This window comes from Nocardia sp. KT25-26, assembly GCF_056627695.1.
The window spans coordinates 3,927,947-3,954,035 of record NZ_CM152813.1 but is presented as its reverse complement, the minus strand read 5'-3'; the positions used below and the strand labels follow the sequence as shown (position 1 = coordinate 3,954,035).

Here is a 26,089-nt window from a genome sequence, read left to right as displayed (position 1 = left end):
ACGCGGCGACGGTGCCCGCTTCAACCCTCGCTGGTTCTGCCGCGCTCGCCACTGCGGTTGCGGTCACTGTTCACCCGTTGCCGCTGCCGCGCGGTCGAGCGGGTCATTTTGGGTATCCGAGGGAGAGCCGGTCTCCGGCGCTTCCGAATCCAGCACGGCGCGAGCATCGGCGAACTCCGTCGCCAGGATACGGTGCAGGGCGGGCGCATGCTCGTGGACAACCTGCCAGACGATGTCGTCGTCGACTGTCCAGTAGTTGTGCGCGAGGCGATTGCGCATCCCTTTTATCAGCCGGCAAGGTACTTCGGGGTGCGCTTGCAGCCACTCCTCGCCGAGCCGGGCAAGGTCTGCGGCGCTCGGGCCGTTCGCAGGTCCATCAGGCGACGGATTCTCCAGCTCGGTATGCAGGCGAAAACCTGCCGCCCCGAGGAGGCGCTCGAGCATTGCGACCGATGGTTGACGTCGGCCGGACTCGATCTCCGCAACTGTCGATTGGGCCACGCCGGCTGTGTCGGCGAGTGCGCGCTGCGTCAGCTCTTCGCGAATGCCTCCCTCCGGATCAACTGCAGCACGGTCGGGTTGTCCACGGTGGTGGCGACGGCGGCGGTGGTGTGCAGCCATCGGTCGTCGCCGGCGATGTGCAGCAGGCTTGCGGCCAGGTCGCATCGTGCTGTGAATCGGCCGTCGGTGCGGCCTTCGGTGATCGTGTAGTCGGTGACGGCGGGCAGGTCGTAGAGGCCGCTGGGTCGCACGATGGTCCAGTCCAGATCGGTGGCGCGAACCAGGTCCTCCATGGCGCGCATATCGTCGTACAGGGTGCGGCCCAGGACACGGGTGACGTAGGGCTGCAACACCCGGTTGAACAGGAATCCGGCGCCGGGGTAGGGGTGTGGGTCGACCGCGCTGGAGCTGACGACCGCCAGCCGTCGTGCGCCGTGGACCTGCATCGCGGCGACGATATTCGCGACACCACGGGAGTACGTGGTGATCGGTTCCTTGCTGAACGGCACGCCGAGGACGGACAGGACGGCCTCGCTGCCGGCCACCGCGGTGTCGACGGCATCCGCATCCAGTACGTCCGCGCCGTGCACGGTCAGGTGGGTGTGGCGCAGCGGGAACGCATCGGGATTCCGGGTGACGGCGGCGACCCGGTGTCCGGCAGCGAGTGCCTGTCCGGTGAGCAGGCGGCCGGTGGGGCCGTTGGCGCCGAAGACGGTGATTCGCACGTCGAGGTCCGGGACGGCGACTGGACCTGCCTGGATCTGATCCATCGGTACGGTCCGCTCACCCCCAGCGCCCTGGCGCACCGTGCGGGCCTGCATCCCGCCACCTTGACCGGAGTGCTCGACCGCCTTCAGCGGGCGGGCTGGATCGTCCGGGAACGCGACCCGGACGCCGCGGATCGCCGGGCGGTGACGGTACGCGCCCTGCCGGAGCGCACCCCGGAGCTGTATCGCGCGCTGGCCGGGATGAACAGCCGGACGGACGCCCTGTGCGAGGGCTACTCCGACGCCGAGCTCGCGGTGATCGCCGATTTCCTGCAGCGGACCTGCGCGGCGGGTTCCGAATCGGCCGACGAACTCGCCGACTGACTGCGCGGGGGCATCCCACCATCCATGGCCACCCGTTGTTGTGGATCCGACCAGCGCGGTCGTCGTTCGGCGAGCCGGCGATCCGTGCCGGGTAGCTTCGGCCGCGACAGCGTCGCTCGGCTGCCGCCGATCGGCGGCGGGAGGTGGATCAGATGCGGGTGCGGCCGACAGTGCTGTTGTCCCTGACGGTGGCCGGGCTGGTGGCCGGGTGTACGGGGGCCCCGGAGCCGGGGAGTGCGGCGCAGCGGGCGGCCGATCAGCGGGCGGCCGACGCGGCGATGCTGGTGAAATCCGACTTTGCGCCGGGCTGGGAGCCGATCGTCGCCGCCGAGGTGCGGCGGGATCAGCGGGCGATCGCCGAATGTCTCGGGGTGGCCGAGGACTTTCTCACCAATGAGGCCGTCCCGCACGCGCGTTCGCCCCGTTTCAGCAATGCGGCAGCCGACGGGATCACCTCGTCGGTGGCCTTCAAACCCGACGTCGCCGCTGCGGAACGGTATATGGACATGCTGGCCGATCAACGGTACGTGGACTGCCTGGAGGAGACCGTTGCGGACCAGCTCGGTGCGAGTGAGCAGGCGAAGCAGGTGACCCTCGACGATCTCGTCGTCGAACGGCGTGATCCGGCCGACTTCGGGGACGAAGCCGTCGGTTATCGCGTCACGATGCAGCTCTCGATGGGCGGGATGCCGCTCGGCCGGGGAGTGTCGCTGGATGTGGTGACCGTCCGCGTCGGCCGTGGACTGGCGAACCTCCGGTTCGAGGCACTGGCGGAGCCGTTCTCGGCCGAGGACATCGAGAAGTCCACCCGCGCCGTGGTCGACCGGATGAGCTGACGGTTGCGCCGGGCAGATCGGGTCGCTGCCGCGGGACAACGACTTCCACGGCGAACAGCCCTGCACCGTCGAAGCGGTACGGACGGCACCTGATCTGGATGCGCACGTCCGCTCGTGCTGTGCGATGCCCATGACCGCGAGTCGGCGAAGAACGTGCCGGCCGAACTCGTCCGGCACGCCCTTCGCGCGACTCTCGGACAGTGATCACGGCAGTCGTGGATCCCTTAGTGCCGCCATCGCTTCCATCAGCGAGGTGTAGATGCTGTCCAGCTCGGGATTCGCGAACTGTTCCCAGGACTGCTCGTCCGTTGTGGCGGCGGAGGAACCCGCTGTATCCGTATCCCAGGAACTCGCCTCCGGATGGTGCCGGTAGACCCACCACAGATGCCCGAAGGGGTCGGCGAATCGGGCGAGGACATCGCCCCAGAAATCCGTCGGCTCGGTGACGATCCGGGCTCCGGCTGCGGCGGCGCGGGCCGATGTGGCGTCCGGATCTTCGACATAGACCCGGATGAACGCCGGCGTGTAGAGCCAGCCAGGTTTGCGATCGGCGATCGTGATCGTCGAATCGCCGATCCGCAGTTCGGAATGCAGGACCAGGCCATCGGAATCGGCGGTGCGCGCCTCCGGAACCTCGACCGCGCCGAATACCTCGACCAGGAAGTCGATCAGACCGGCCGCATCATCGGTCCAGACGAACGGGTCGACGGTAGCGGAACCGGCGGGTGCCGGCGGCACTGCGGGAGAAGTGGACACGGTGTCTCCTTTCGGTGGGGTACTCCGAGCCTCGCGGTATTTGCGGACAGCGGACGGCCGCATATACGGCGGTCCGGCTCGAATCGCTCGAAGCGCCGATGGCGTGTGGCGGTGCGCGCCGCCACCGGTCCGGTTTCGCCGAGTGGCGGCCGAAGGTGAAGCGGGCTACCTTGGTGCGCGGAATCGGGTTGCCGTACGGGATGTCTGGTTGTTCGCCAGGGGGTCGGGCCACCCGCAGTTTCGGCGGAAGAGCGCAGTTGTCACAGGTCCGGTATCCGGTTCGGGGTGGGCGTCGCACGATCGGGGTGGCGGTTGCCACCGTCGTGCTGGTCGGTATCTCGGGGGCGGCGCTGGTCGCGTCGGCCGGACTGCTACCGATCAACGCGGCGGCGCGGACCGCAGGCACTGCGATCGTCACGGCTTTGGTGGCCGTGGTCGCCGGTGTGCTCACCGCGCGGCTGTTCCGGGTCGAGGCCGAGCAGTCCGCGAAGGCTGCCGACGATACCCGGGTAGCCGCCGATCATGCGGTGGCGGCCGCCGATTCGCGGACCCATGCCGCGGAGCAGGCCGTTGCCGAGCGGGTGCGGGCGGTGGCGGTGGTCGAACGCCGGGAGGCGGCGGCCCGGGCGGCATTCGCCGGCGCGGCCGGCCGCATCCAGGCCATGACCACGGCGATGCTGGCCGAACTGCGGGAGATGGAGAACCGGCACGGCAACCCGGACGTGCTCGCCGATCTGCTGGAACTGGACCACCGCACGGCACAGGCCGGTCGGCTGGCCGACAGCATTGCGGTGCTCAGCGGCGCCCGATCCGGTCGCAGGTGGGCCAAACCCATTGCGATGGAGTCGATCCTGCGCGGTGCGATGGGGCGGATCGGCGGATACCAGCGCGTCCGGTTGCGGGCGATCGCGGCCGCCGACGTGGCGGGGCATGCCGCCGAAGGCGTCATGCACACGCTGGCCGAACTGCTCGACAACGCCTGCAACTTCTCGCCACCCACCACCGAAGTGCATGTGTACGCGGCGGAGGTCCCGGCCGGTGTGGTGGTGACGATCGAGGACAGCGGCCTGGTGATGGGCGAAACGGCACTGCGTCGCGCGGAGGCCGCCGTCGCCGGTCGCGACGAACGCGGCCGCGAACTCACCGGGCTGGCCCTGCTGCGTGGCACCCGGTTGGGACTCGCGGTGGTCGGGCAGCTCGGCCGCAAACACGGCCTGTCGGTGTCCTACCGGCCCTCGGCCATCGGCGGTACCGCGGTGATCGTGGTGATCCCGCGCGAGCTCATCACGGCGACACCCGAGCCCGAGCCCCGGCCGCTGCCACCGTCGCCCGATGCGCCGGGCCGGCCGACCCCGCAACCGGTATCCGACGCCGCGGCGACCACACCGGCCGCACTTCCCAAGCGACGCCGGGGAAGCACGCTGCCCCCGGCCGCTCCGGTGCGCAACGAGGCGCCACCGGACCGGACACCACCGGCGCCGCGGCCGACGTCGCTCGCGGCGTTCCAGCAGGCCCTCTCCGGGCGGGCGCCCCAGGGCGCCGCTTCATCACCCACAGCGACGGAGGAAGATCGATGACGAGTACCGCACCCGCGCAACTCGGCTGGTTGCTGGAACAACTACTCGATCGGACCCCGGGGGCCCGGCACGCGCTGCTGCTCTCCGGCGACGGGCTGAAGATCTGCCACACCCCGGAACTCGGTGTCGACAGCGCGGATCAGCTGGCCGCGATCGCGGCGGGGATCCAGAGCCTGGCGCACGGCGCCTCCGCGGAGTTCGGTGACGGACGGGGCGGAGTCCGGCAGTCGATGACCGAGTTCTACGGCGGCATCCTGTTCGTGGTGGAAGCCGGGCTCGGCGCCCATATCGCGGTGGTTGCGGCCGAGGACTCCGATGCGGGCCTGGTCGGGCATATGATGCGCGAACTGGTCGAACAGCTCGGCGAGCATCTCACCGCACCGCCCCGGAACACCCCGTGACCGGGCCGCTCCGGGCGGAGACGCCCGACCGGCTCTACACCGTCACCGGCGGCCGATCCCGGCCCGATACGGATGTCTTCGACCTGGTGACCCTGGTGGTGAGCGAATGCGAACCGGCCGCCGGCATGTCCTCGGAGCATCGCGCGATCCTGGACATGTGCCGCGCCCCGACCGCGGTGGTGGAGATCGCCGCTGAACTGCGGTTGCCGGTCGGGATCGCCACCATCCTGCTGGCCGATCTGCTGCACACCGGCCGGATCACGGTCCGCCATCCTCGATCCGAACCCGTCGACGGCCATCGTCGGGCCGTCGATGTCGCCACGCTGGAGAAGGTGCTCGTTGGACTCCGCACACTCTGAGTACGTCTCACCGCGGCGCGCCGATCGGCCGCTGGCCGGCACCGCCACCGACGCATTGAAGATCGTGGTGATCGGTGGGTTCGGGGTCGGCAAGACGACGCTGGTGCGTTCGGTGAGCGAGATCCGCCCCCTCGACACCGAGGCGGTCCTCACCGATGCCGGTACCGGCGTGGACGACCCGAGCGCGGTCCCGGAGAAATCGACCACCACCGTGGCCTTCGACTTCGGCCGGATCACCCTGGACGCCGAACACGTCCTGTATCTGTTCGGCGCACCCGGACAGCCGCGATTCTGGTTCCTGTGGGATCGCCTGTTCAGCGGTGCGCTCGGTGCGGTGGTCCTGGTGGATCCCCGGCGGATCACCGAATCGTGGCATTCGATCGACCGCCTCGAACAGCGCGGAACTCCGTTCGTGGTGGCCTGCAACGACTTCGGTACCGGACACGATCCGGCGCAGCTGCGTGCGGCACTGGACCTGGACGCCGGGGTGCCGTTGCTGATCTGCGACGCCCGATCCCGGGACTCGAGCAAACAGGTGCTCATCGCGCTCGTCGAACTACTGTATTCCGTGGCACTGGATGCGGCGACCGAGTTGGATGCGGAGACCAGGTCATGACGACGAATCCACCACCTGCGACGTGCCCGGTCCAGTCGGCGGTCCCGCTGAGCGGACCGGAATTCGGTGACGACCCGCACCGGCTCTACCACCGCATGCGCCGGGAGCACGGGCCGGTGGTACCGGTGGAACTGCCGGGCGGGTTCCCGGCGTGGCTGGTGATCGGGTACCGGGAACTGCATCAGGTGACCAGTGACCCGGAACGGTTTCCGCGTGATGTGGCGCTGTGGAATCAGTGGGGTGCGGTGCCGGACGACTGGCCGCTGCTGCCGATGGTGGGCCGGCCGATGCCGTCGATCTATTTCACCGCCGGCGCCGAGCACCGGCGGCATCTGAGCATGGTGGAGCCGGCACTGGAAGCCGTCGACGAGTTCGAACTGCGGTATGTCGTCGAGCAACTCGCCGATCGGCTGATCGACGCGTTCTGCGGTCGCGGCCGGGCCGACCTGATCGCCGAGTTCGCCGAGCCGCTGCCGGTTCTGGCGCTGGCCTGGATGCTCGGATTCCCGGACGCCGACGGTCCGGAACTGGCGGCGACCATGAAGCAGCTGGCCGACGGCGGGGCCGAAGCCCAGGCCGGGCACGCCCGGTTCGGCGAGCTGATGGGTCGGTTGCTGGCCCACAAGAAGGCCCGGCCGGGCGCCGATCTGGTCTCCGGGCTGCTCACCCATCCCGAACCGTTCACCGACGAGGAGTACATCCTCGATCTGATGGCGATCGTCGCCGCCGGGCATCTGCCGACGGCGGATTGGCTGGGCAACTCGATGCGGCTGATGCTGACCGACGAACGGTTCGCCGTGGCGCTGGGCGGCGGCCGGCGCAGCGTCGGTCAGGCGATGAACGAGGTGCTGTGGGAGGACACGCCCACCCAGATCCTGGCCGGACGGTGGGCAGCGCAGGACACCCGGCTGGCCGATCGCGCCATCCGGGCAGGCGACATGCTGCTGCTCGGACTGGCCGCCGCCAATGCCGATCCGCATGTGCGGCAGTCGATCACCGGTCCCGTGCCATCCGTGCCGACCGGTAACCACGCCCACTTCGCGTTCAGTCACGGCGAGTACCGCTGCCCGTTCGCGGCGCAGCAGATCGCCGAGGTCGTGGCCCGGACCGGTATCGAAGTGCTGCTGGACCGGCTGCCCGATCTGGAGCCGGCGGTACCGGCGGACCGGATGGTGCGCCGGCCGTCGCCGTTCCTGCGGGGACTCACCGACTTGCCCGTCAGTTTCACACCGGTAGCACCCCTCGGAGGTATCTCGTGAGTCAGCAATGCCCGTTCGCCATCGACCCCATGGTCGCCGACCTCACCGCAGAGACCGACCGGCTCCGGGCCGCGGGACCGATGGTCCGCATCGACCTGCTCGGGGTGCCCGCCTGGACGATCACCGAGCACACCGTGGCCCGCCGGCTGCTCACCGATACCCGCCTGGTGAAGGACATCAACGCCTGGAGCCTCTGGGAATCGGGCACGGTGACCCGGGAATGGCCGCTGATCGGCATGATCGATGCCGGCCGGTCCATGTTCACCGTCGACGGCGCCGAACACCGCCGGTTGCGGATCAAGACCACCCAGGCACTGGCACCCCGGCGCCTGGCCGAATTGCGTCCGGTGATCGAGCGGCTCACCGCCGAACTGCTCGACGACCTGGCCGAGGCGGGCCGGGCCGGCGACCCGGTCGACCTGAAATCGGTGTTCGCCTACCCGCTGCCGATGCGGGTGATCGGTGAACTGATGGGGGTCGACCGCGCCGACCATCCGATGTTGCTGGACTGGTACAAGGCGTTCTTCTCGGTACTCACCCCGCAGGACGAGCGGCTGCGGGTGATCGAGGCGATGGACGAGTACTTCACCGGCCTCGTCCGCGCCAAGACCGCCACCCCCACCGACGATCTCACCACGGCCTTCATCCAGGCCGACGAGGGCGGCGCCCCGCTCACCGAGGAGGAGGTCGTCGGCAATCTGAAGGCATTGGTGGCCGCCGGCCACGAAACCACCATCGGGTTGATCCTGAACACCGTGCGGGCGCTGCTGCGGCACCCGGATCAGCTGGCCCTGCTCCGGGACGGGACAGCCGACTGGGCCGATGCCGTCGAGGAGACACTGCGCTGGGACAGTCCGGTCACCCACCTGCTGATGCGCTTCGCGACCGAGGACATCGAGGTGGCCGACACCGTGATCACCCGCGGTGAGGGAGTGGTGATGTCCTACCGTGCGATCGGCCGGGACACCGCCGTACACGGCGACGGATCCGACGAGTTCGACATCACCCGGCCCACCGCGAGCCGGCATCTCGCATTCGGGCACGGCCCGCACATCTGCCCGGGTGCGGCGTTGTCCCGGCTGGAGGCCGCCATCGCCCTGCCGGCGCTGTTCGACCGGTTCCCGGAGCTGCAGCTCGCGGTGCCGGACGGTGAGATCCGCAACCTGCCGGTTCTGACCCAGAACGACCTGGCGAACTTCCCGGTCCGGCTGAGCTGACGTGCGGGCCGCCGCACCCGGTCCCACCCGGCGCCGGAACTGTGCATCGGCGGTGCGGCGGGCCCGGGCAGCGGCCCGGCCGCGCCCGCGTGCGTACTTCGTTGCCGATGGGTGTCAATAGACCTGCGGGGCACACGGATTCGGTAGGGCCGAGAAGGTGGCGAGATCGCAGACGCCGCCGGTGAACATGTGGATCGGTGTGATGCCGAGCAGCACGATGATGCCGATGAGGTCGCCGCGCTGGACCAGTATCGGCACCGACTGGATCGCGGCCGATCCGGAATCGGCGGCGGCCGAGCCGGTGCCGGACTCGGCGATCACCGCCGGCGCCGGCTCCGCTGGTGGAGCGGCGGTGGCGGCCGCGGTGCCGAGCAGGGTTGCCGCTGCTGCCATGGTGGCGGCGAGCGGGACAGGGTTACGCATCGTCGGGTTCCTTTGCTCGAGGGTCGATGAATCGGTGCGGTCGGGGCGTCGACACGGTGTCGTCGGCCGGTGGGGCGACGACGGCCAGGATCCGGGCCACCAGATCTGCCGGGACGGCGGCGGTCTGCAAGGCCTTGGTGAGATGCCCGGCGACCAGTTCGAAGCGTCGCCGGCCGATGCCGCGGCCACGATGTATCTGCTGTAGGAGAGCGCCGGTGTATGGTTCCGGACCGCCGAGTGCGGCACGGACTCAGGGCCGGTTCAGCGCGGCGGCTTGCTCATATCACGGTTCATCGTCGGCAACTCGATGCTGATCGGCATCCGGAGCTCGGCGAGGTAGGTGAGCGCCGCCTTGCGGAGGAACTCGTCGAACAGCCAGTAGACCTCGGCCGTCGGCGGGACGGCGGTGAGCAGACCCTCCCGTACGGCAATGAACGGGCCCCAGCTGAACTGGAGCAGAGGATCCCAGACGGGTTCGCGTGGGATGGCCAGTTCATCGGCGATCCGGTCGCCGAGCAGGAAGCGGGTGAACGACCCGAGTACCGGTCTGGTGAGGATCGAGAAGTCGATATTCGCGCCCAGTCCCAGGAGCCGGTGGGCCAGTTTCGCGCCCTCGGGGGTGGCCGCGATGATCGGGTCGAGGACCTGCGCTGCTTGGGAGTTCGCCTCGGGCCACGACTTCGGGATGTACTCGTGGCGCACTCCGAGCAGATGCGCGGCCACCTGCCACGAATGCAGGAACGCCTCCTGTTCGTGCGGCGGGATCGGCACGTTCCAGGATTTCAGGTGTTTCATCACCGTGGTCGGCAGGCTGTGCCAGGTGACCATGATGTCGTTCTGGCTGATCGGGATGTCCTCTTCGGCCGAATGCACCCAGTGTGGCGACTGCGGCAACAGGTGCCGCACCGCGGCGTGCACCAGACGGGTCTTGACGCAGGTGACGACCATTTCCCCGTCGGGGGCGTAGGCGTTGTTGCTGCCGATGTCGTAGCCGAGCTTGGCGGTCTTGGAGATGCGGTCCTCGAGGTCGTGGCCGCCCTTGGAGTAGTAGACCGCCCGGGCCTCTTTGGGAATGACGGTGCTCATCATGCCGCTGGCGAAGCCGTACAGTACGCCGAGGTACAGGCCGCGTTTCTTATTGAACTGGATCGCGGTGTCCAGCTTGCCGCGGTCGGTCCATTGCGGGAGCCGGCGGGCATACTCCATGAAGTCGCGCAGGTCCGGCGGCAGCCCGGCGGGCAGCGGCTGGCCGTTGCCGGTCCAGGTCCGCAGCAGTTCGTTGACGCGGGGGACGTCGCCGTTGTCGAGCAGGTCGGCGACCACCGGGTCCGCTTCGGGGTCCCACACGGTTCTCGGGTCGGCCCCGGATCCGGATCCGGCGACGGAGCCCTCCGGCGACCAGGTCCAGGGCTGCGCCCGGGCGGGGGTCGTCACGGCCAGCGCGCCGACGGCTCCCACCGCCCCACCGACCTTCAATGCGTTGCGTCTGTTGAGTCGATCCATGGTGACCACTCCTCGTCGAGTCGGATCTGCCTCGCGTAATCGTGTTACAGAGAAGAATGGGTAGTAACATAGCACAATCCTTTGAGGGTGTTCCGGATTTTTTCAAGGTTGGATGCGGCTGTGCTCCACCTCCGGATAGGTCAACAAACCTACAGGCCAATGCGGGTGTCTGCTGGAATATATTCACCCGGCCGCCGTATTCTGAACAAAGGGCGTCGGCGTCCGGCAATTGTAAGAATAGGCCTAAACATATAGCGGCATGGGCGAGGTCGGCGGGTGGTGATCGCCGAACGTGGCGATGTGTCTGGCCCCGCTGGCCGGCGCCGCGGAACAGATCGGCCGGTGGCGGGTACAGGTTTCGGGCGGCGACAGGTGTTCGGGTACCGGGGGCTCCGCCGGTGGTGCCGGGCCGAACGCCGCGCCGGGGCCTCTTCGTCACGGCCCGGATGCCGGGTGTGTCAGGGCGTGGTGCGGTACCCGGGCCGCCGGGTTGCCGAGTTCGGGCCGGCTACTCCCCGGTGCGGGTCAGGAAACGATGAACTCGGCCGTGGTGCCGGTGATCGGGAAGAGCCGCCCGGCCGGATCTCTGCCGTCGCCGGAGTAGACCAGCCGGAAGGTGCCGGTGCTGCCGGCGGGCACGGTCCACCGCAGGGTGACCGTGGAGGCGGCGGAACCGATTCGGGTCCAGCGGAATTCGGTGCACCAGTCGTTGTCGTCGAAGACGGTGTGCCACCGGTCGCCGTCGCGGCGCTGCACTTCCAGGTAGGTGCCGCCGTGCCGGAGGTGGTTGTCCGGGTGGGCGCCGACGAGATCGGCGACGACGATGTCGCCGGGACGGCAGGCGGGGGCGGGCTGGGTGAGGACGTCGCCGAAGGCCGTTCCCGGGTGCGGTGTGTCGGCCGGGACGGGCGGTGTCAGATCCGGCTGGAAACCGGACTTGTCCAGCGGGGCGGGCCCGCGGTCGACCGTGGCCCCCGCGGCCAGCGCGCGGGCGAGGCGGTCGAACTCCTGGAGATACGCCGGCAGCGTCCAGCGCCCGAACTGGGTCGCCCCGCCCTCGTACTGCTGCGCCGCATACTCTTCGGGGGTGGTCACGTACTGCGTGTAGCCGTTGGCGTAGCCCTGCAGGAGCACGTTCTCCACTGTGGTGCCGAGTGCGCGGGCGACGGTGCGCCGCACGCGCAGTCCGGCCACCACAGTGAATTCCGCGGGTGCCGCGGCCAGGACCAGGTCACCGATGCGCAGCAGCTGGATCGGGACGATCTGCGGGATCCACGGGCCCGCCGGGAGCAGGCCGAGCGGGGCGACGATCAGCTTGGGTGCCTGCACATCCCGGATCCACTGCGGAATCGGTGCGTGCACGCCGCCCAGGGCGGCCACCAGCGGATCGGCGGTGCCCTCGCGCAGGAAACCCAACTGGGAGCGCCAGTTGTCCTCGGTGCTGGTGGCCGCGGCGGCGGCCCCCATCATGGCCGGGCCGGTCCGGGCGGGCCGCCCGTCGGGGGTGTAGGCGCCGTCGATCTCGATCGCGGCCAGATCGATGTAGTGGGTGACGGCGGCGACACCGGACCGGTGCATCGGCCGAGTGGCCGCGAATGCGGTGCGGCCCGCACGATATTGGCGTTCGCCGATGATTGCGCAGTTGAGCCGGTTGTCCTCGGTGGGGCCGGACGGATGCATGAAGGCGAGGTTCAGGTTCGGTGTGAGATCGCCGGCGTTGGTCTGCGGGAACGCGGCGACGAAGGCTGCCGCACCCGCGGCATGGCGAACTCCGTGTTCGTCGTGCTCCCAGCGATAGCTCGCATAACCCTTGTTGTCGCCGGCGATCAGGCGGTTGCGGTCGGTGAGCGAGGTGCCGTGCGTGGCGAACCAGGTGATCGCGCCGATGTCCCGGCCGGCGCGGGTGAACCGCAGCACGGTGATCGCGGGATCGATCCCGTCCGGGAACCGTTCGCGTTCCTCGGCCGGGTTGCGGTCGAAGGCGCTGCGCGACCGGTTGGCACTCGCATCGAACAGTTCACCGCGGCCGAGGGTGATCGTGCCGGGTGCGAGCGACTCGTGTGCGCGCACAACGGCGTCGACGATGCCGTCCACCTCGGCACGGTACGAGCGTGCCTTGAAACCCCGGGCCGCCAGGGTATAGGCGTAGTCCCAGGCGGTGCCGCCGCACGAAGCATGCGTGTGCGTGGCATTGAGGTTGACGTTGGTCTCGGTGTAGAGGTCGCCGAACCGGCGGCCGAGTTCGGCGACCACCCCCAGGTGGACCGACTGGAACAGGCAGGCGACGTCGGCGGTCACGAACACTACTCGCGCCCCGCTGACCCGGTCGGCCACGATGTAGGCCCGTGCCCAGCAGCGCTGCAGCAGGCCCTCGGCGATCTGTTCGGCATCGGAGTAGCCCATCATCGCCTGACCGGCGACCGAACCGGTCATATCCGCGAGACCGCAGCCGACCAGATAGTCCGGCTCCGATGCCGCATCGGCCCGGGCGGCCGTTCCGGTGAAACTCGTTGCCGCGGCGGACAGTACCGCACCGGTCAGAACGGTTCGCCGGGGCAGGTTCATCGTGGCTCCTCTGCGCGCACACTGATTTGGTCGGGTGACCAATTCACGGCAGTATGGCACACGTCACGGATTCTCGTGCGCGACGAAGCGCGGCAGTACCAGAGGGCAGATCCATCGGGTGGCGTAGCTGTGCAACTCCGCGGTGTCCGCGAGGCGTGGCGGAGCGTCCGGGGTGAGCACCAGGGAGTGCATCAGTCGGACGATCAAGCCGGCGATCTCGTCGGCGTCCCGGAGGTCCGGAGCGGCCTTGCGGAGCCAATCCTTCGTGAACTCGGTCGCCCTGTCCAGGATCCGGCCGGCGTCCAGGGTCAGGGATTCGACGATCTCCCGCGGGTCGACGACCAGTGACTTGACGAGGATCCGATTGGTGCGCAGCGCGAGCACCGTCCAGGCGAAGCCGTAGGCGATCCGCTCGGCCGGGTCGGCCACTCGATCGACCTGGTCGGTGATCCGGTCGCGCTCCAGGCCGACCTCGCGCAGGATCGCGGCACGCACGATATCCGGTTTGGCGCCGATCCGGCGGTAGAGGGTGGCTCGATTGATCCCGGCGCGCCGGGCGATGTCGTCCGGTGAGGTTCGTTTGATGCCCACTTCGGCGAACAGTTCGAGGGCGATGTCCAGGATCGGGGCATCGGCCTCGGTGGGCGTCGGCGCGGGCTCTGTCTGCACTGCGGGCACCTGCTCACGGTACTGGGCTTGTCAGCGACCTTCGGTAGTGCGACGATGCATCGGCATTGTTGCAACGTCTCGGGTGGTGTCTGATGGCAACCGAAAACAGTGGCGACTACGACGTGATCGTCATCGGCTCCGGATTCGGCGGCAGCGTCGCCGCGCTGCGGCTGACCGAGAAGGGCTACCGGGTCGGGGTGATCGAAGCCGGTCGGCGCTGGGACGCCGCGGACTATCCGAAGACGAACTGGAATATCCGCAAGTCGATCTGGGCGCCGCGGCTGGGAATGACCGGCCCGCAACGGATCAGCGCCCTCGGGAAGTGTCTCGTCTTCAGCGGTGTCGGTGTGGGCGGCGGTTCGCTGATCTACGGCAACACCCTCTACGAACCGCTGCCCGAGTTCTACACCGACCGCGCCTGGGCAGGTATCACCGACTGGCGCACCGAGCTGGCGCCGTTCTACGACCAGGCCAAGCGGATGCTGGGCGTGGAAACCAACCCGAGGATCGGGCCCAAGGACGAGGTGCTGCTGCAGATCGCCCGCGACCGTGGCGTGGCCGATACCTTTCACCGCACCGATGTGGGCGTGTTCTTCAACGAGGGGCGTGAGGGCGCCGAGGTCGACGATCCCTATTTCGGCGGCGCGGGCCCGCGGCGGTCCGGGTGTATCCACTGTTCGGAATGCTTCACCGGGTGCAAACACAATGCGAAGAACACGACCACGCTGAACTACCTCTACCTCGCCGAACGCAACGGCGCCGAGGTACATCCGCTGACCCTGGCCACTGCCGTGCGACCGGCCGCGGGCGGCGGATATCTGGTCGACACCGTGCGTGCCGACCGCACGCTCCGGAAAGGTCGGCGCACCTTCGCGGCCGAACAGGTCGTCTTCGCCGGTGCCGCCTTGGGGACGCAGCGGTTGCTGCATCGGCTGCGCCGCGACGGTGTGCTCCCGCAGCTCTCCCCGCGACTCGGTGAACTCACCCGGAGCAACTCGGAGGCGATCATCGCCGTGTCCGGCCGCGACCGGTACGACTTCGCACAGGGGGTCGCGATCACGTCGTCGATCCATCCGGAGCCGCAGACACACGTGGAGGTGTGCTCGTACGGTAAAGGGCAGAATGCCCTGACCGTGCAGACGGTGCCGATGGTCGACGGCGGGGCGTTCCGGGCGCTGCGTCTCGTGCTGTCCGCGCTGCGGCACCCGGTCGCATTCCTGCGCTCGCAGAACTCCTATCGAGCCTCGGAACGTTCGGTGATCCTGCTGGTGATGCAGTCCCTGGACAACTCGCTGACCTCCTACCTGTCCGGCCGCAGGCTGGTCACCAGGCAGGGGTCGGGGGAACCGAATCCCAGCTGGATTCCGTTGGCGCACCGGATCGCACGGGAGTACGCGGACCGGATCGACGGCGATACCCACAATGTCATCACCGATATCCTCGACATACCGGCGACGGCGCACTACATCGGCGGCTGCACCATCGGTGATTCGCCCGCCACCGGGGTGATCGACCCGTGGCAGCGGGTCTACGGATATCCGGGGCTGCACATCGCCGACGGCAGTGCCATCACCGCCAATCTCGGGGTGAATCCCTCACTGACCATCACCGCACAGGCCGAGCGCGCGATGGCGTTCTGGCCGAATCGGGGTGACCGGGACCCCCGGCCGCCGCTGGGAGCCCGCTATCGGATGGTGCCGCCGGTAGTTCCGAAACAGCCCGCCGTTCCCGAAACCGCTTCCGGGGCACTGAGGTTCACGGCCACCGGTCGGGGCGGCAGCACCTCGTAGTCCGCGGCGCGGAATACCGCGCGTTTGCGGTACTGGAAGCCCAGCAGTGGCCAATTCGCCACTACTCGGCCGGAAGCCGTGCGGTACCAGGACGAGCATCGGCTCCAGACGCTGCGGGCGAGCCGGCGCTGTAGCTGCTCGTCGTAGGCGTGTTCCACCGAGCGCTTGATGTCCAGCGGGCGGCCGATGCGGCCGACCTGGGCCACGTAGTCGGCCAGATAAGCGGCCTGCGCCTCCAGGAAATAGATGATCGAACCGCCACCGGTATTGGTGTTCGGCCCGTACATGATGACCAGGTTCGGGAAGCCGGGAACGGTCATGCCGTAGTAGGCGTGCGCGCCGGCCTGCCATTCCGCACGCAGATCGGTGCCGTCGGTGCCGTGGATCGACATCGGTGCGAGGAACTCGGTGGTGGCGAATCCGGTGGCCCAGATGATCACATCCGCGCGGTGGTGCCCGCTGTCGCGGGTGGCGATGCCGGTCGGCGTGATCCGATCGATCGGGGCGGTGACCACCTCGACGTTCGGCTCGGTGAGGGCGGGTAGATAGTCGTCGGAGAAGAGGACCCGTTTACATCCGATCGGGTGGTCGGGTCGCACCTTGTCGAACAGACCGGGTGTCTTCCGGGTCTGCCGGCGCATGTGGATATACGAGATAGCGCGTACCAGCCGGGCCAGTGGCGGTGCATAGACCCATGCCACGGACAGGCCTTCCACCATGAGGTACCACAGCGCACGCTCGGCCAGTTCGGTGATCGGGAACCGGGTGAAGGCGGCGTGATGCCGGCGGGTGAATTCCCGATCCGGGCGGGGGAGCAGATACGGGGCACTGCGCTGGAACACGGTGACGTGCGCGGCCTGCCGCCGGATCTCCGGGACGAACTGGACGGCGCTCGCGCCGGTGCCGATCACGGCGACGCGCTTTCCGGCGAGATCGCAGTCGTGGTCCCATTCGGCCGAGTGGAATGCGGTGCCGGTGAACTTGCTTCGGCCGGGCAGATCCGGGACAACCGGCCGGGAGAGCTGCCCGACCGCCGACACCACGATGTCGAAACTCCGGCGGGTGCCGTCCCGGAACTCGACCGTCCAGGACCCGCTGGGCCGGTCGAACCGCAGGCCGACGACCTCGGTGCCGAAACGGATGTGCCGTTGCACACCGTAGGTGTCGGCGACGCCACGCAGATAGTCGAGAATCGCGGGCTGCCGGGCGAACCGGCGGGGCCAGCGCGGATTGGGGGCGAAGGAATAGCTGTAGAAGGGGGAGGGGATATCGCATGCGGCGCCCGGGTAGGTGTTCGCACGCCAGACTCCGCCGACCCGGTCGGCCTTCTCGAAGACCGAGATGTCGTGGAATCCGCGCCGTTCCAGTGCGATGACGGCGGCGATCCCACCGAATCCGGCGCCGATGACGGCGATCGATGGATTCGCCATCGGCGATCCTTCCCGGTGGGTATGCGACGTCTGCGATGTTACATCGAATCTGGTGTTCTGTTGCACGATCGGGCTCGCGGGGTGCCTGCACTGCCGGGAGTTTGTCGCCGGTGCTCGGCGTGCCGCTTCACCACGCTCGAGCACTACGTTAATATGTAGATATGCGCAATTATATATGTAACAGCGGTCGGGAGGTGAGCTCCGGTGGGGCATGACCATGGCGGTGCGGTGGCGGGACATGCGGGCGGCAGGCATCGATGGCGCCTGGCAGTCGCCTTCGTGCTGATTGCCGGGTTCTTCGTCGTCGAGTTGATCTTCGGCCTGCTGTCCGGATCGCTCGCGCTGATCTCGGATGCCGGGCATATGGCGGCCGATGTGGTGACCCTGGCGGCCGCACTGGCGGCGACCAGGATCGCGACCCGTCCGGACACCACCGGCCGCCGCACCTACGGTTCGTATCGCGCGGAGGTCTTCGCCTCCGGATTCGCCGTGCTGGTGATGTTCGGAGTGTCCGGATACATCGTCGTCGGAGCGATCGGCCGGATCGGTGCGACACCGGACGTGCAGACCGGTCCGATGCTCGTTGTGGGTGCGCTCGGTCTGCTGGTCAACATCGTGGCCTTGCTGCTGTTGCGTTCCGGGGCGTCGGAGAGCCTGAACGTCAAGGGCGCCTACCTCGAGGTGGTGGCCGACACCGCCGGGTCCGTGGGTGTGATCGTCGCCGGTTGGCTGGTGATCGTCACGGGCGCTCCGGTCTGGGACACGGTGGTGGCATTGGCGATCGGTGCTTTCGTCGTCGTCCGGGCGATGTTGCTCGGCCGTCAGGTGCTGACGGTCCTCGCCCAGCATGTTCCGGAGGGGATGGATCCGGTGGCGGTCGAAGCCGATCTGGCGGATATCCCGGGCGTCGCCGAGGTACACGACCTGCACCTGTGGACGCTCACCTCCGGAATGAACGTGGCGACGGCGCATCTCGTGGTGCCGGCGGAACAGGCGATGCCGGGCGTGCTGGCCGAGGCGCGCCGGCGGCTCCGGGACGGGCACGGGCTCGCGCATGCGACCCTCCAGGTCGAACCGACCGACCGGTCCGGCTGTGCCGAGCTCGACTGGTAGCCGATCAGGCGCCGCCGGGCCGGCCGCGGCGTCCGGTGAGCCTGCGCAGTGCGGCACGCAGACCGGCCGACTGTTCCTCGTCCATCTGATCGACGAAATGGGCGAGGATCAGATCGGACCGGCCGCCGCCGGTCAGGGCCTCGCGCATCAGGTGCGCACTGTATTCCTCGCGGGTCAGCACCGGCCAGTATTGGTAGGCCTTGCCGGCGCGCTCCCGGTCCAGCCACCCCTTACGGTGCAGATTGTCCATTGTCGACATGACGGTCGTGTAGGCGATCTCCCGTTCGGCGGCGAGTTCGTCGAAGATGTCCCGCACGGTGGTGGGCTCGTCACGGTTCCACACGCGGTCCATCACCACCGCCTCGAGTTCGCCGAACCCTCGTGTACGCACCGCCGGACCTCTCGTCTATCGCCGTCGGGGGCGAACTGCGTCGACTACTGCACTACTACGTAGGGCTCGATGGTACGACCGCGGCGAGGCGCCCTCAACTCGGTGAACGCCCCCCGCGGTCGGGACCGGTGTGGGGGAGCTCAGGTGAGCGCTTGCGTGCAGAGCGCGAGCCCGGTGGCGCCGATCAGCACGGTCGCCACCGGACCGGCCGCGACCACTGTCGTCGTGACAGCCAGGAGCCGCCGATGTCGATATCGAGCCGGCCCGGTACCGGGGATCCGCTCGGTGAGCCGGCGGATCCGGAGGTCGTGCCGAAGGGCTGAGGTGCCCGGTTCGCCGGTGCGTGCACCGGCGGACATCGCCCGCAGTGCTCGCACCACGGTGTCGCCGCCGTGCGCTTCGGCCGCGCGGTCGTCCGCGAGCATCTCGATGAGGGCTGCGACTTCGGTGGCTGCCGTCGGAAAGATCCGGATGCGGGCGAACGCGGTGGCGAGGGCGCGGGTGGCGGCGAGGGCGAGATGGTGGCGGCCCGCGAGATGTGCCCGCTCATGGGCCAGTACCGCGGCGAGCTCGTCTCGTTGCAGCAGCGCCACCGCGCCCTCGGTGACCACCACAGTGTTCGGTTTACCGGCGACACAATAGGCGGCCGGCCGGTCATAGTTCACCACGACGGCGTCCCAGTCGGTGTGGTGCCGCCCGGCGAGCCGGATCATCCGCGCATGTTCCCGGGTTGCGCTGCGGGCGAGGGTGAGTGCACGCACCAGCCGGACCGGCCCGACGAGCCCGGCCACGGCCCCGAAACCGGTGAGCACCAGGAGCACGAGCTGAGCGAGCAGGCCGTGCCCGCCGGTACCGGCGGCGTGCAGATCGGACAGGCAGGAATCGACGATCCCGGCCGCGCCGTTGCGGCGCAGATCGTCGAGGACGGCGACGGTGAGCACGACAACGGCGAGTGACCACGCGGTGAGTACCGAGCCCAGGACGCCGAACCACAGCGTGAGGACGAGTCGAGGGGGTGCGCAGCCGTCGCCGAGCCGCGCCAGGATCGGCGGCGCCAGAACTGTGAGGACGAACCCGTACAGGAGCAGGCAGACGGCGGTGCTCAACCGTGCACCCCGATCCGGCCGGAACGCGGGATCGGGCGCTGGTGAAGGCTGGAACTCAAGACATCTCGATTCGGTATGCACTGCCGGGTGCAGTGCCGCAGAAGATCCGGACAGCGGCGTCGGGCCGGTGTGGAACACCCGGCCGATGCGGTCCGATCAGCGCCGGCATCGGCAGATTCGGAGCAGGATGTCGCGGCCGGGCTCCGTCCGGTGCTCGGGAGGCCGGGAACGGGCTCCGGCGAAGGTGCTGTGTGCGCCGGGGTGCCGGTCCGTGATGGGTGTCGAAGCCGGGTCCGATGTTCGCGTCGAGCCCGCGCGTAGCTCGGCGTGACCGGCCGCGGTGTCGTCGGGCTGGGAGCAGTCGTGCGCGGATGCGGGGTCGGGGGAACCGACCGTTGTGGGTGCCGGGGCGGAAACTGCCCCGCCGTGCGCCGATTCGGCAGCGACCCGCGGTGCGGCGCCGGTGCCTGCTTCGGTGGGCGGGCAGTAGCTCGCGCCGAGCGCCAGTATTCCCACGACGACGAGGAGGATCGGCAGCATCCGACGGAGCCGGGTCGCTGGTCCGTCGCGCATCACGGCACGAACTATAACCGGGTGCGGCGCGCCACTGCCGCAGGATCCACGTACGCAGCAGCTGTTCGGAGGCGGTGGCGCGGCCCCCGGGTGAACCTGACAACACCCGAGGGCCGCGGTCACGACTCCGGTGTACGGGTACCGATGTCCGGATAGCGGGCGGACGTCGGCGAGGGGACGAACGGCGCGCGCCGGCCCGGGCATCGCCGGAGCGTGACGGGTACGCAGTCGGCAGACACCGGACCGACCGCAACGAGCCCGGAAACTACGTTCTACGTACATAGAACGTATATAACTCCGGTTGGCCCTACCAGTGCCAACGTGTAGGCGTGGCCTTGACGGTGTATCTACTATCTATGTACATAGATAGTAGATAATCAGTGTGCTGCACCTGCCCGGTTCCGAGAAACCGATCGACGCGGCAGGGGCGTGCACATCCCGACACCGATACGGAGCACGATCACTCATGAAGCAGGCCCCTGCCGCATTCGCTGCCCTCGCCACCGCCCTCGGTGCGTCCGTCGTATTCGGCGGCGGCACCGCAGCGGCCGCCGAATACCGCGCGACCTCCGACGAAGTCGTCGTCGCATTGGCCCCGGCCGAGGCCCGGGTGATCGCGGCACACGGCCTCGGCCCGCTGCTCGGGCAGCTACCGCCGAATTTCACGGCCGAAGCGAAGCAGCGGCTGGGCGAAACGATCGGCCGGTATGCCGCTCGCGTCGCCGCAGACGACGAATCGGTGCTGATCTTCGTGATCGAGAATCCGGTGTTCGCGCCGGCCGCCGTATCGGTGGCAGTGGAGGCGGCACCCGCGGTGTTGCACCGGGGATGATCATGCCCGGTTCAGCAGGCCGAGCGGGCCGTCGGAGCCGCAGGTATGTGATCCGGTGCCGGCTCGAGCCGGCCGTCGATCATGCGGTACACCGCGTTCATTCGTGACAGGTGCGTGGAGTCGTGCGTGACCAGGAGCGTGGCCGCTTGGTGGGTGCGCACCACATCCAGGATCAGATCGATGATCGCCGCCCCGCGTTCGGAATCGAGTGCACTGGTCGGTTCGTCGATCACCAGCAGCGCGGGGTCGTGCATCAGGGCCCGGGCGATGTTCACCCGTTGCCGTTGACCACCCGAGAGCTGGGCAGGGCGTTTCCGGGCATGGGTGGCGAGGCCGACCGAATCCAGCAACGACATGGCCCGGCGGCGGGTTTCGCGGCGTCCGGCTCGCCCGACGGATAGCCGTTGTCCGAGGTGGTCCATCGCTTCGAGCTGCTCGACGGCAGTGAGGGCCGGAATCAGGTTCGCCTGCTGGAAGACGATCCCGACCGACCGCCGGCGCATTGCTGCCGCCTCCCGGCGTCCCAGTGCGGCCAGGTCGGACGTGCCGGCCGCGGTTTCGAGCATTATCCGGCCGGAGTCGGGGCGGATGAGAGTCGAAACAGCCGCGAGCAGACTGGATTTTCCGGAACCGGAGGGGCCGGTGATGGCAGCGACCGTTCCGCCGGGAACGGTGAGATCCACCTGGTCGACAGCGGTGACCCGATCGATTCCGTCGGGGAAGGTCACAGTGAGGTCGCTTACTGACAAGGTCGTGTTCATCGAGGTTGCTCCGGTTGTCAACGGGCCGCGCCGAGCGCGGTGAGCGGGTCGGTGGTGAACAGGAAGCGCAGTGCGAACGCCGCACCGCAGAGGCCGAGCAGAATCAGCGCTCCGGCCGGGAGCAGTGTGGTGGTGGGATCGAGAACGAACGGCACTGTGTCGCCGATGAGGCCCGCAGCGACCACGGTGATCCCGAGGCCGGTGGCGACACCGGCGGCCAGCACGATCGCAGCCTGGCCCAGTGCGTCCCGGACCAGCGCGTACGAAGTAGCACCGAGGGCCTTGAGAGTGGCCACATCGGGGAGCCGCTGGATGGTCCACACGGTGAAGAAGGCGCCGATCACCAGTGCCGAGATGGCGAACAACAGCGCGGTCATCAAGGTGAGCGAGCCGTTCTCGGCCTGATAGGAACCTATCGCCGCGGCCGCGTCCGCTGCGCCGAGGGCTACCGTCCGGGCTGCGGTGTTCGTAGTGCCCGCATCGGAGACGCCCGACACTGCCAGCACAGTGGCGGCACCCGAACGTGGATTCACCGAATGCCAGTCGGACAGTGTCATCCAGACGACCGGAGTGTGGCTGTACCAGTCGTCGCCGCGTACTGCGGCGACGACGACTGTTCGGTCGCCGAGTGTGATCGAATCGCCGGCATCGGCCGCCAACGCGCGGGCAGCCGCATCGCTGAGTACGACAGTGCCGGGGTCGGTTGCTGCGAGGTCGCCGAATACTTCCGGAGCGGCGCCGATCAGCGCGACCTGTGTCGGTGCCGGTGCCGCCGAGGAGTCGGCCCGGCCGCGGCTGATTCCGATCGGCTCGACCGCCGCTGCGGCCTGTTGCCACTGGGCGATCTGCTCATCGGTGAGCACGGAATTGTCGAACGATGCGGTGCCGCCGGTGTCGGCGAACACGACGGCATCGGCATCGATGCGTTGCATTGCCGAAATGTTCTGGTGGGCCAGACCCGCGGTGAGCCCACTGAGGAAACTCACCAGCAGTGCAACCAGGGCGACGACCGAGGTGATGAGCGCGAAGCGGCCGCGGGCGGCCCGCAGATCACGGAGTGCAACGAACATGGGACCACCGTGCCGTGGGCGGTGGCCGCCTACATCGCCCGTGCAGACCACCGGCGGTCCGACGGAGTGTGGGTGCGTGACTACAACTTTTGATGGATGGCACGCTGATAGCCAGGTATAAGCTGGTCGGGTGCATCCGTCGCCGCTTACTCCGGTCGTCACGGCGCTGCGGCTGGGGCTGCATATGCTGGTGACGGCGCTGGTCGCGGTCGTCGTCGTCCGGGCCCTGCTGCCGGGTGCGGCGTATCCGGCCGTGGTGATCGTCCTGTGTGTGGGCTTCGTCGGCGTGTATTTCGCCGGGGCCGGCCTCGGCGGCCGCTTCGGTGGTGCAGCGATCTGGCTGGGCGTTCTGACTGTGCTGTGGTTGCTGCTCGTGACGGTGTCCGCGGACGCGATCTACCTGGCCTTCGGCCTGTTCTTCCTCTACCTGCACCTGCTTCCGCCGCCGGTGAACTACCTGGCGGTGGTCGCGGCCACCGGTATTGCGGTGGTCGGTTTCGGGGGGCACCGGGGCTGGACGGTCGCCGGTGTGATCGGACCGGTGATCGGCGCCGCGGTTGCGGTCGGCATCGCGCTCGGCTACCGGATGCTGTTCCGGGAATCGGCCGAACGTGACCGGCTCATCGGCGAACTACGCAGTACCCGGGCTTCGTTGGCCGCGCAGGAGCGCACCGCCGGTAAACTCGCCGAACGCGAACGATTGGCCCAGGAGATCCACGACACCGTGGCACAGGGCCTGAGCAGTATCCAGCTGTTGCTGCACGCCGCCGAACAGGCGGCTCCCGACCATCCGGCCCTGCCGCAGATCCGGTTGGCCCGGACCACCGCCGCACAGGACCTCGCCGAAACTCGCAGGCTGATCGCCGAACTGGCTCCCGCCGCGCTCGACGGCCAGTCGCTGGCGGAGGCGCTGCACCGAATCTGCGCCCGGGCCGAACGGCCGGGGCTGGCCACCCGATCGGTCGTCGAGGGTGTCCCGGAGCGGTTGCCGATGCCGGTCGAGGCCGCGCTGGTCCGGATTGCACAGGGTGCGGTGGCAAATGTCGTGCAGCATGCCCGGGCCACGCGAATGCGCCTCACCCTCACCTACGCTGATGCCGAGGTGCTCCTCGATGTCGTCGACGACGGGGTCGGTATCGGACCGGAGATACTGGACCGCCCGCCGGCGGGGTCGTTCGGGCTGGCGGCCATGCGTCGACGGGCACAACAGCAAGGCGGCACGCTGGCGGTGGAGTCGGAACCCGGTCACACCGCGGTGACCGTGTCGTTCCCACTGGCCACGCGTCCCGGCGATCGGGAGGAGCTGCAGTGATCCGCCTGCTGCTGGCCGATGACCACGCCATCGTCCGGGCCGGGCTGCGTGCGCTGCTGGCAGCCGGCGACGACCTGACGGTGGTGGGTGAAGTCGCCACGGCCGAGGCCGCCGTCGCCTTCTGCGCGATCGAACCCGTCGACGTCGTTCTGATGGACCTCGGCTTCGGCCACGGCCGCTCCGGGGTCGACGCGACCGCGGAACTGCGGGCCATCCGGCCGGACCCGCCGGAGGTCCTCGTGGTCACCAACTACGACACCGACGCCGATATTCTCGGCGCCGTCGAGGCCGGGGCGTGCGGCTACATCCTCAAGGACACCCCGCCGGCCGAACTCCTTGCCGCCGTCCGCACTGCGGCCGCCGGAGAGAGTGTGCTCTCGCCGGCGGTCGCCTCCCGCTTGATGACGCGGGTGCGCCGTCCCGATACCTCCTTGAGCCCCCGCGAGATCGAGGTGCTGCGCCTGGTCGCCGCCGGTCGGTCCAACCGGGACATCGCGCGCGAGCTGTTCCTCAGCGAGACCACGGTCAAATCCCACCTGGCGCACGTCTACACCAAGCTCGGGGTGCGATCCCGGACGGCTGCTGTCGCCCGGGCGCGGGAGCAGGGCGCCATCTGACCCGAGTGGCTGTTCCGCCGTGGGTGAACTCGGCTGGACGGTGAACAGTCTTGTCTGTCTAATGGATCGGCCGGGTGCCGACAGGTGCACCGACCGACCGAGGAAGCCTGTGCCAGATATGTCTTCGTTCACCACCCCCGGAGTCCGCCGGGTACTGACTCGCATTGCGCCCGTCGAAACAGATCATCGGGCCACCACTTTCGAGCTGTTCTTCGATCTGGTGTTCGTCTTCGCGTTCATCCAGATCACCGGATTCGTCGGCCATGCCCACAGCGTCGAAGGCGTGGTGCAGGGTGCGCTGCTGCTCGGGCTGCTGTGGTGGCTGTGGATCGCCTATGCCTGGCTGGGTAATCAGGCACGCGCCGACACCGGGGCGGCGAAAGTCGGCCTGGCCGTGGCAGTGACCGCGATCTTCGTGGTGGCCCTGGCGATCCCGGATGCCTGGCATGCCGTATCGGGGGAACTCTCGGCGCCGCTGGTGCTGGTGGGCGCCTACATCGTGGCGCGGGTTGTGCATCTTGTCGTGTATGCGGTTGCTGCACAGGGTGATTCGGGGCTTGTCCGGCAGCTTGCGCTCACCCTGGCGCCGATGCTGTGCGGGTCGTCGCTGCTGGTTGCCGGTGCGCTGCTGGGCGGCCGGGCGCAGACGGTGTTGTTCGCTGCCGGCCTCACCATCGATTGGGCGGCGACCTACCTGACTTCACGGGGCGGTGGCTGGCGGATCCGCAGCGGCGGGCACTTCGCAGAGCGGCATGCGCTGTTCCTGATTCTCGCCATCGGCGAATCGATCGTGGCGATCGGTGTCGGCTCCGCAGAGCTGCCGATGAACGCGGCACTGCTCGTGGCCGCCGTGCTCGGGATGCTCATCGCGCTCGGCCTGTGGTGGCTGTACTTCGGCGGGATCGCCGAGCGCGTCGAGCATGCTCTCGTCCGGGCCCGCGGCCGCACCCAGGTGCAGCTCGCCATCGATGCGTTCACCTTCCTGCACTTCCCGGTGGTGGTGGGCATCATCACCACCGCGACAGGCGTGGAGGTGGCGATCGCGCATCTCGATGATGCGCAGCTCGGCTGGTTCGCCGCCGCGCTGCTGCAGGGTGGTCCGGCCGTGTACCTGCTCGCCCTGACCGCGCTGCAGCGCCGGGTGCTGGGCGCCTGGAACCTGCCCCGCGCCGCCGCCGGTGTCGTCGCCGCGGCATCGATCGTGTTGTCGGCGCAGCTGTCCCCGGTGGCAGCTCTGGCCCTCGCCGCTGTGCAGCTGGCTCTGGCCGTCCGATTCGCCCCGTTGCGTCCCTGACCGCCTCGGCGGCCGCAGCCGGATGAA

27 protein-coding genes and 1 pseudogene are annotated in these 26,089 nt (G+C 68.9%); 14 read left to right on the top strand and 14 right to left on the bottom strand.

The window, feature by feature from the left end; translation table 11 throughout:
- Positions 1–63 precede the first annotated feature (63 nt).
- From AC1HFH_RS18035 to AC1HFH_RS18025, 3 genes and pseudogenes are all read right to left on the bottom strand, one after another.
- Positions 64–444: a HepT-like ribonuclease domain-containing protein gene (locus AC1HFH_RS18035; protein ID WP_480247889.1), complete on the bottom strand. Its 381-nt coding sequence runs from the start codon at positions 442–444 to the stop codon at positions 64–66.
- Between the two features lie 27 nt (positions 445–471).
- Positions 472–546: pseudogene (locus AC1HFH_RS18030) on the bottom strand (hypothetical protein); the annotation flags it as partial.
- Positions 531–1,322 carry an NAD(P)-dependent oxidoreductase gene (locus tag AC1HFH_RS18025; RefSeq protein ID WP_480243958.1) on the bottom strand — a complete coding sequence of 264 codons (792 nt, stop codon included), beginning with the start codon at positions 1,320–1,322 and terminating at the stop codon, positions 531–533. The gene AC1HFH_RS18025 and the pseudogene AC1HFH_RS18030, both read right to left, overlap by 16 nt.
- Between AC1HFH_RS18025 and AC1HFH_RS18020 the strand changes: the two genes are divergently transcribed.
- Together AC1HFH_RS18020 and AC1HFH_RS18015 are read left to right on the top strand one after the other, a co-directional pair.
- Complete coding sequence (locus tag AC1HFH_RS18020; protein ID WP_480247888.1) at positions 1,257–1,592, top strand: MarR family transcriptional regulator; 336 nt, start codon at positions 1,257–1,259, stop codon at positions 1,590–1,592. The genes AC1HFH_RS18025 and AC1HFH_RS18020 overlap by 66 nt on opposite strands.
- Before the next feature lie 152 nt (positions 1,593–1,744).
- Positions 1,745–2,428, top strand: a complete 684-nt coding sequence (locus AC1HFH_RS18015) for a hypothetical protein (protein ID WP_480243957.1) — start codon at positions 1,745–1,747, stop codon at positions 2,426–2,428.
- Positions 2,429–2,632: 204 nt separating this feature from the next.
- On the opposite strand, the gene AC1HFH_RS18010 is transcribed toward AC1HFH_RS18015, so the two are convergent.
- Positions 2,633–3,184 carry a VOC family protein gene (locus AC1HFH_RS18010; protein ID WP_480243956.1) on the bottom strand — a complete coding sequence of 184 codons (552 nt, stop codon included), beginning with the start codon at positions 3,182–3,184 and terminating at the stop codon, positions 2,633–2,635.
- Positions 3,185–3,489: 305 nt separating this feature from the next.
- Here AC1HFH_RS18010 and AC1HFH_RS18005 point away from each other — a divergent pair, with 305 nt between their 5' ends.
- From AC1HFH_RS18005 to AC1HFH_RS17980, 6 genes are read left to right on the top strand one after another with little or no spacing between them, the layout of a single operon-like run.
- Complete coding sequence (locus AC1HFH_RS18005; protein WP_480243955.1) at positions 3,490–4,761, top strand: ATP-binding protein; 1,272 nt, start codon at positions 3,490–3,492, stop codon at positions 4,759–4,761.
- Complete coding sequence (locus tag AC1HFH_RS18000; RefSeq protein WP_480243954.1) at positions 4,758–5,162, top strand: roadblock/LC7 domain-containing protein; 405 nt, start codon at positions 4,758–4,760, stop codon at positions 5,160–5,162. The genes AC1HFH_RS18005 and AC1HFH_RS18000 overlap by 4 nt, the downstream gene beginning before the upstream one ends.
- Complete coding sequence (locus tag AC1HFH_RS17995) at positions 5,159–5,521, top strand: DUF742 domain-containing protein (RefSeq protein ID WP_480243953.1); 363 nt, start codon at positions 5,159–5,161, stop codon at positions 5,519–5,521. The genes AC1HFH_RS18000 and AC1HFH_RS17995 overlap by 4 nt, the downstream gene beginning before the upstream one ends.
- Entirely contained in the window at positions 5,502–6,137 is a 636-nt protein-coding gene (locus AC1HFH_RS17990) for a GTP-binding protein (protein ID WP_480243952.1), read from the top strand. Before AC1HFH_RS17995 ends, AC1HFH_RS17990 begins: the two co-directional genes overlap by 20 nt.
- Positions 6,134–7,396, top strand: coding sequence for a cytochrome P450 (locus AC1HFH_RS17985; protein ID WP_480243951.1), 1,263 nt, complete (start codon positions 6,134–6,136; stop codon positions 7,394–7,396). The genes AC1HFH_RS17990 and AC1HFH_RS17985 overlap by 4 nt, the downstream gene beginning before the upstream one ends.
- Entirely contained in the window at positions 7,393–8,613 is a 1,221-nt protein-coding gene (locus AC1HFH_RS17980; protein ID WP_480243950.1) for a cytochrome P450 family protein, read from the top strand. Before AC1HFH_RS17985 ends, AC1HFH_RS17980 begins: the two co-directional genes overlap by 4 nt.
- A 114-nt stretch (positions 8,614–8,727) precedes the next feature.
- Here the strand turns inward: AC1HFH_RS17980 and AC1HFH_RS17975 are convergent, their stop codons facing one another.
- The 5 genes from AC1HFH_RS17975 to AC1HFH_RS17955 form a co-directional block, all read right to left on the bottom strand.
- Positions 8,728–9,036: a hypothetical protein gene (locus AC1HFH_RS17975; protein WP_480243949.1), complete on the bottom strand. Its 309-nt coding sequence runs from the start codon at positions 9,034–9,036 to the stop codon at positions 8,728–8,730.
- Positions 9,029–9,232: a hypothetical protein gene (locus tag AC1HFH_RS17970; RefSeq protein ID WP_480247887.1), complete on the bottom strand. Its 204-nt coding sequence runs from the start codon at positions 9,230–9,232 to the stop codon at positions 9,029–9,031. Before AC1HFH_RS17970 ends, AC1HFH_RS17975 begins: the two co-directional genes overlap by 8 nt.
- Before the next feature lie 65 nt (positions 9,233–9,297).
- Positions 9,298–10,539, bottom strand: a complete 1,242-nt coding sequence (locus AC1HFH_RS17965) for an oxygenase MpaB family protein (protein WP_480243948.1) — start codon at positions 10,537–10,539, stop codon at positions 9,298–9,300.
- Between the two features lie 525 nt (positions 10,540–11,064).
- Positions 11,065–13,104, bottom strand: a complete 2,040-nt coding sequence (locus tag AC1HFH_RS17960) for a neutral/alkaline ceramidase (RefSeq protein WP_480243947.1) — start codon at positions 13,102–13,104, stop codon at positions 11,065–11,067.
- 63 nt (positions 13,105–13,167) lie between these two features.
- A complete protein-coding gene (locus tag AC1HFH_RS17955; protein ID WP_480243946.1) occupies positions 13,168–13,782 on the bottom strand; it encodes a TetR/AcrR family transcriptional regulator in 615 nt (204 codons plus the stop codon).
- Between the two features lie 83 nt (positions 13,783–13,865).
- Between AC1HFH_RS17955 and AC1HFH_RS17950 the strand changes: the two genes are divergently transcribed.
- Positions 13,866–15,563: a GMC oxidoreductase gene (locus AC1HFH_RS17950; RefSeq protein ID WP_480243945.1), complete on the top strand. Its 1,698-nt coding sequence runs from the start codon at positions 13,866–13,868 to the stop codon at positions 15,561–15,563.
- On the opposite strand, the gene AC1HFH_RS17945 is transcribed toward AC1HFH_RS17950, so the two are convergent.
- Entirely contained in the window at positions 15,458–16,993 is a 1,536-nt protein-coding gene (locus AC1HFH_RS17945; protein WP_480243944.1) for a flavin-containing monooxygenase, read from the bottom strand. The two genes, AC1HFH_RS17950 and AC1HFH_RS17945, sit on opposite strands and share 106 nt — an antisense overlap.
- 204 nt (positions 16,994–17,197) lie before the next feature.
- Here AC1HFH_RS17945 and AC1HFH_RS17940 point away from each other — a divergent pair, with 204 nt between their 5' ends.
- Entirely contained in the window at positions 17,198–18,106 is a 909-nt protein-coding gene (locus tag AC1HFH_RS17940; RefSeq protein ID WP_480243943.1) for a cation diffusion facilitator family transporter, read from the top strand.
- 4 nt (positions 18,107–18,110) lie between these two features.
- Here AC1HFH_RS17940 and AC1HFH_RS17935 read toward each other — a convergent pair whose 3' ends face one another.
- Together AC1HFH_RS17935 and AC1HFH_RS17930 are read right to left on the bottom strand one after the other, a co-directional pair.
- Positions 18,111–18,497: a BlaI/MecI/CopY family transcriptional regulator gene (locus tag AC1HFH_RS17935; RefSeq protein ID WP_480243942.1), complete on the bottom strand. Its 387-nt coding sequence runs from the start codon at positions 18,495–18,497 to the stop codon at positions 18,111–18,113.
- Positions 18,498–18,637: 140 nt separating this feature from the next.
- A complete protein-coding gene (locus tag AC1HFH_RS17930) occupies positions 18,638–19,603 on the bottom strand; it encodes a M56 family metallopeptidase (protein ID WP_480243941.1) in 966 nt (321 codons plus the stop codon).
- Between the two features lie 1,039 nt (positions 19,604–20,642).
- On the opposite strand from AC1HFH_RS17930, the gene AC1HFH_RS17925 reads away from it, so the two are divergent.
- Positions 20,643–21,008 carry a hypothetical protein gene (locus AC1HFH_RS17925; RefSeq protein WP_480243940.1) on the top strand — a complete coding sequence of 122 codons (366 nt, stop codon included), beginning with the start codon at positions 20,643–20,645 and terminating at the stop codon, positions 21,006–21,008.
- A gap of 11 nt (positions 21,009–21,019) precedes the next feature.
- Here the strand turns inward: AC1HFH_RS17925 and AC1HFH_RS17920 are convergent, their stop codons facing one another.
- Both AC1HFH_RS17920 and AC1HFH_RS17915 read right to left on the bottom strand, forming a co-directional pair.
- A complete protein-coding gene (locus AC1HFH_RS17920) occupies positions 21,020–21,769 on the bottom strand; it encodes an ABC transporter ATP-binding protein (protein WP_480243939.1) in 750 nt (249 codons plus the stop codon).
- Positions 21,770–21,786: 17 nt separating this feature from the next.
- A complete protein-coding gene (locus AC1HFH_RS17915; RefSeq protein WP_480243938.1) occupies positions 21,787–22,839 on the bottom strand; it encodes an FtsX-like permease family protein in 1,053 nt (350 codons plus the stop codon).
- Between the two features lie 130 nt (positions 22,840–22,969).
- Here AC1HFH_RS17915 and AC1HFH_RS17910 point away from each other — a divergent pair, with 130 nt between their 5' ends.
- From AC1HFH_RS17910 to AC1HFH_RS17900, 3 genes are all read left to right on the top strand, one after another.
- Positions 22,970–24,151: a sensor histidine kinase gene (locus AC1HFH_RS17910; RefSeq protein ID WP_480243937.1), complete on the top strand. Its 1,182-nt coding sequence runs from the start codon at positions 22,970–22,972 to the stop codon at positions 24,149–24,151.
- A complete protein-coding gene (locus AC1HFH_RS17905) occupies positions 24,148–24,768 on the top strand; it encodes a LuxR C-terminal-related transcriptional regulator (protein ID WP_480243936.1) in 621 nt (206 codons plus the stop codon). Before AC1HFH_RS17910 ends, AC1HFH_RS17905 begins: the two co-directional genes overlap by 4 nt.
- Before the next feature lie 118 nt (positions 24,769–24,886).
- A complete protein-coding gene (locus tag AC1HFH_RS17900; protein ID WP_480243935.1) occupies positions 24,887–26,062 on the top strand; it encodes a low temperature requirement protein A in 1,176 nt (391 codons plus the stop codon).
- The last annotated feature ends 27 nt before the right edge of the window (positions 26,063–26,089 follow it).

Excerpts from the sequence above, each read along its gene's own strand:
- AC1HFH_RS18035 (WP_480247889.1), bottom strand. The coding sequence starts at position 444 with ATGCTCGAGCGCCTCCTCGGGGCGGCAGGTTTTCGCCTGCATACCGAG.
- AC1HFH_RS18025 (WP_480243958.1), bottom strand. The coding sequence starts at position 1,322 with ATGCAGGCCCGCACGGTGCGCCAGGGCGCTGGGGGTGAGCGGACCGTA.
- AC1HFH_RS18015 (WP_480243957.1), top strand. The coding sequence starts at position 1,745 with ATGCGGGTGCGGCCGACAGTGCTGTTGTCCCTGACGGTGGCCGGGCTG.
- AC1HFH_RS18000 (WP_480243954.1), top strand. The coding sequence starts at position 4,758 with ATGACGAGTACCGCACCCGCGCAACTCGGCTGGTTGCTGGAACAACTA.
- AC1HFH_RS17985 (WP_480243951.1), top strand. The coding sequence starts at position 6,134 with ATGACGACGAATCCACCACCTGCGACGTGCCCGGTCCAGTCGGCGGTC.
- AC1HFH_RS17975 (WP_480243949.1), bottom strand. The coding sequence starts at position 9,036 with ATGCGTAACCCTGTCCCGCTCGCCGCCACCATGGCAGCAGCGGCAACC.
- AC1HFH_RS17965 (WP_480243948.1), bottom strand. The coding sequence starts at position 10,539 with ATGGATCGACTCAACAGACGCAACGCATTGAAGGTCGGTGGGGCGGTG.
- AC1HFH_RS17960 (WP_480243947.1), bottom strand. The coding sequence starts at position 13,104 with ATGAACCTGCCCCGGCGAACCGTTCTGACCGGTGCGGTACTGTCCGCC.
- AC1HFH_RS17950 (WP_480243945.1), top strand. The coding sequence starts at position 13,866 with ATGGCAACCGAAAACAGTGGCGACTACGACGTGATCGTCATCGGCTCC.
- AC1HFH_RS17945 (WP_480243944.1), bottom strand. The coding sequence starts at position 16,993 with ATGGCGAATCCATCGATCGCCGTCATCGGCGCCGGATTCGGTGGGATC.
- AC1HFH_RS17925 (WP_480243940.1), top strand. The coding sequence starts at position 20,643 with ATGAAGCAGGCCCCTGCCGCATTCGCTGCCCTCGCCACCGCCCTCGGT.
- AC1HFH_RS17920 (WP_480243939.1), bottom strand. The coding sequence starts at position 21,769 with ATGAACACGACCTTGTCAGTAAGCGACCTCACTGTGACCTTCCCCGAC.
- AC1HFH_RS17915 (WP_480243938.1), bottom strand. The coding sequence starts at position 22,839 with ATGTTCGTTGCACTCCGTGATCTGCGGGCCGCCCGCGGCCGCTTCGCG.
- AC1HFH_RS17900 (WP_480243935.1), top strand. The coding sequence starts at position 24,887 with ATGTCTTCGTTCACCACCCCCGGAGTCCGCCGGGTACTGACTCGCATT.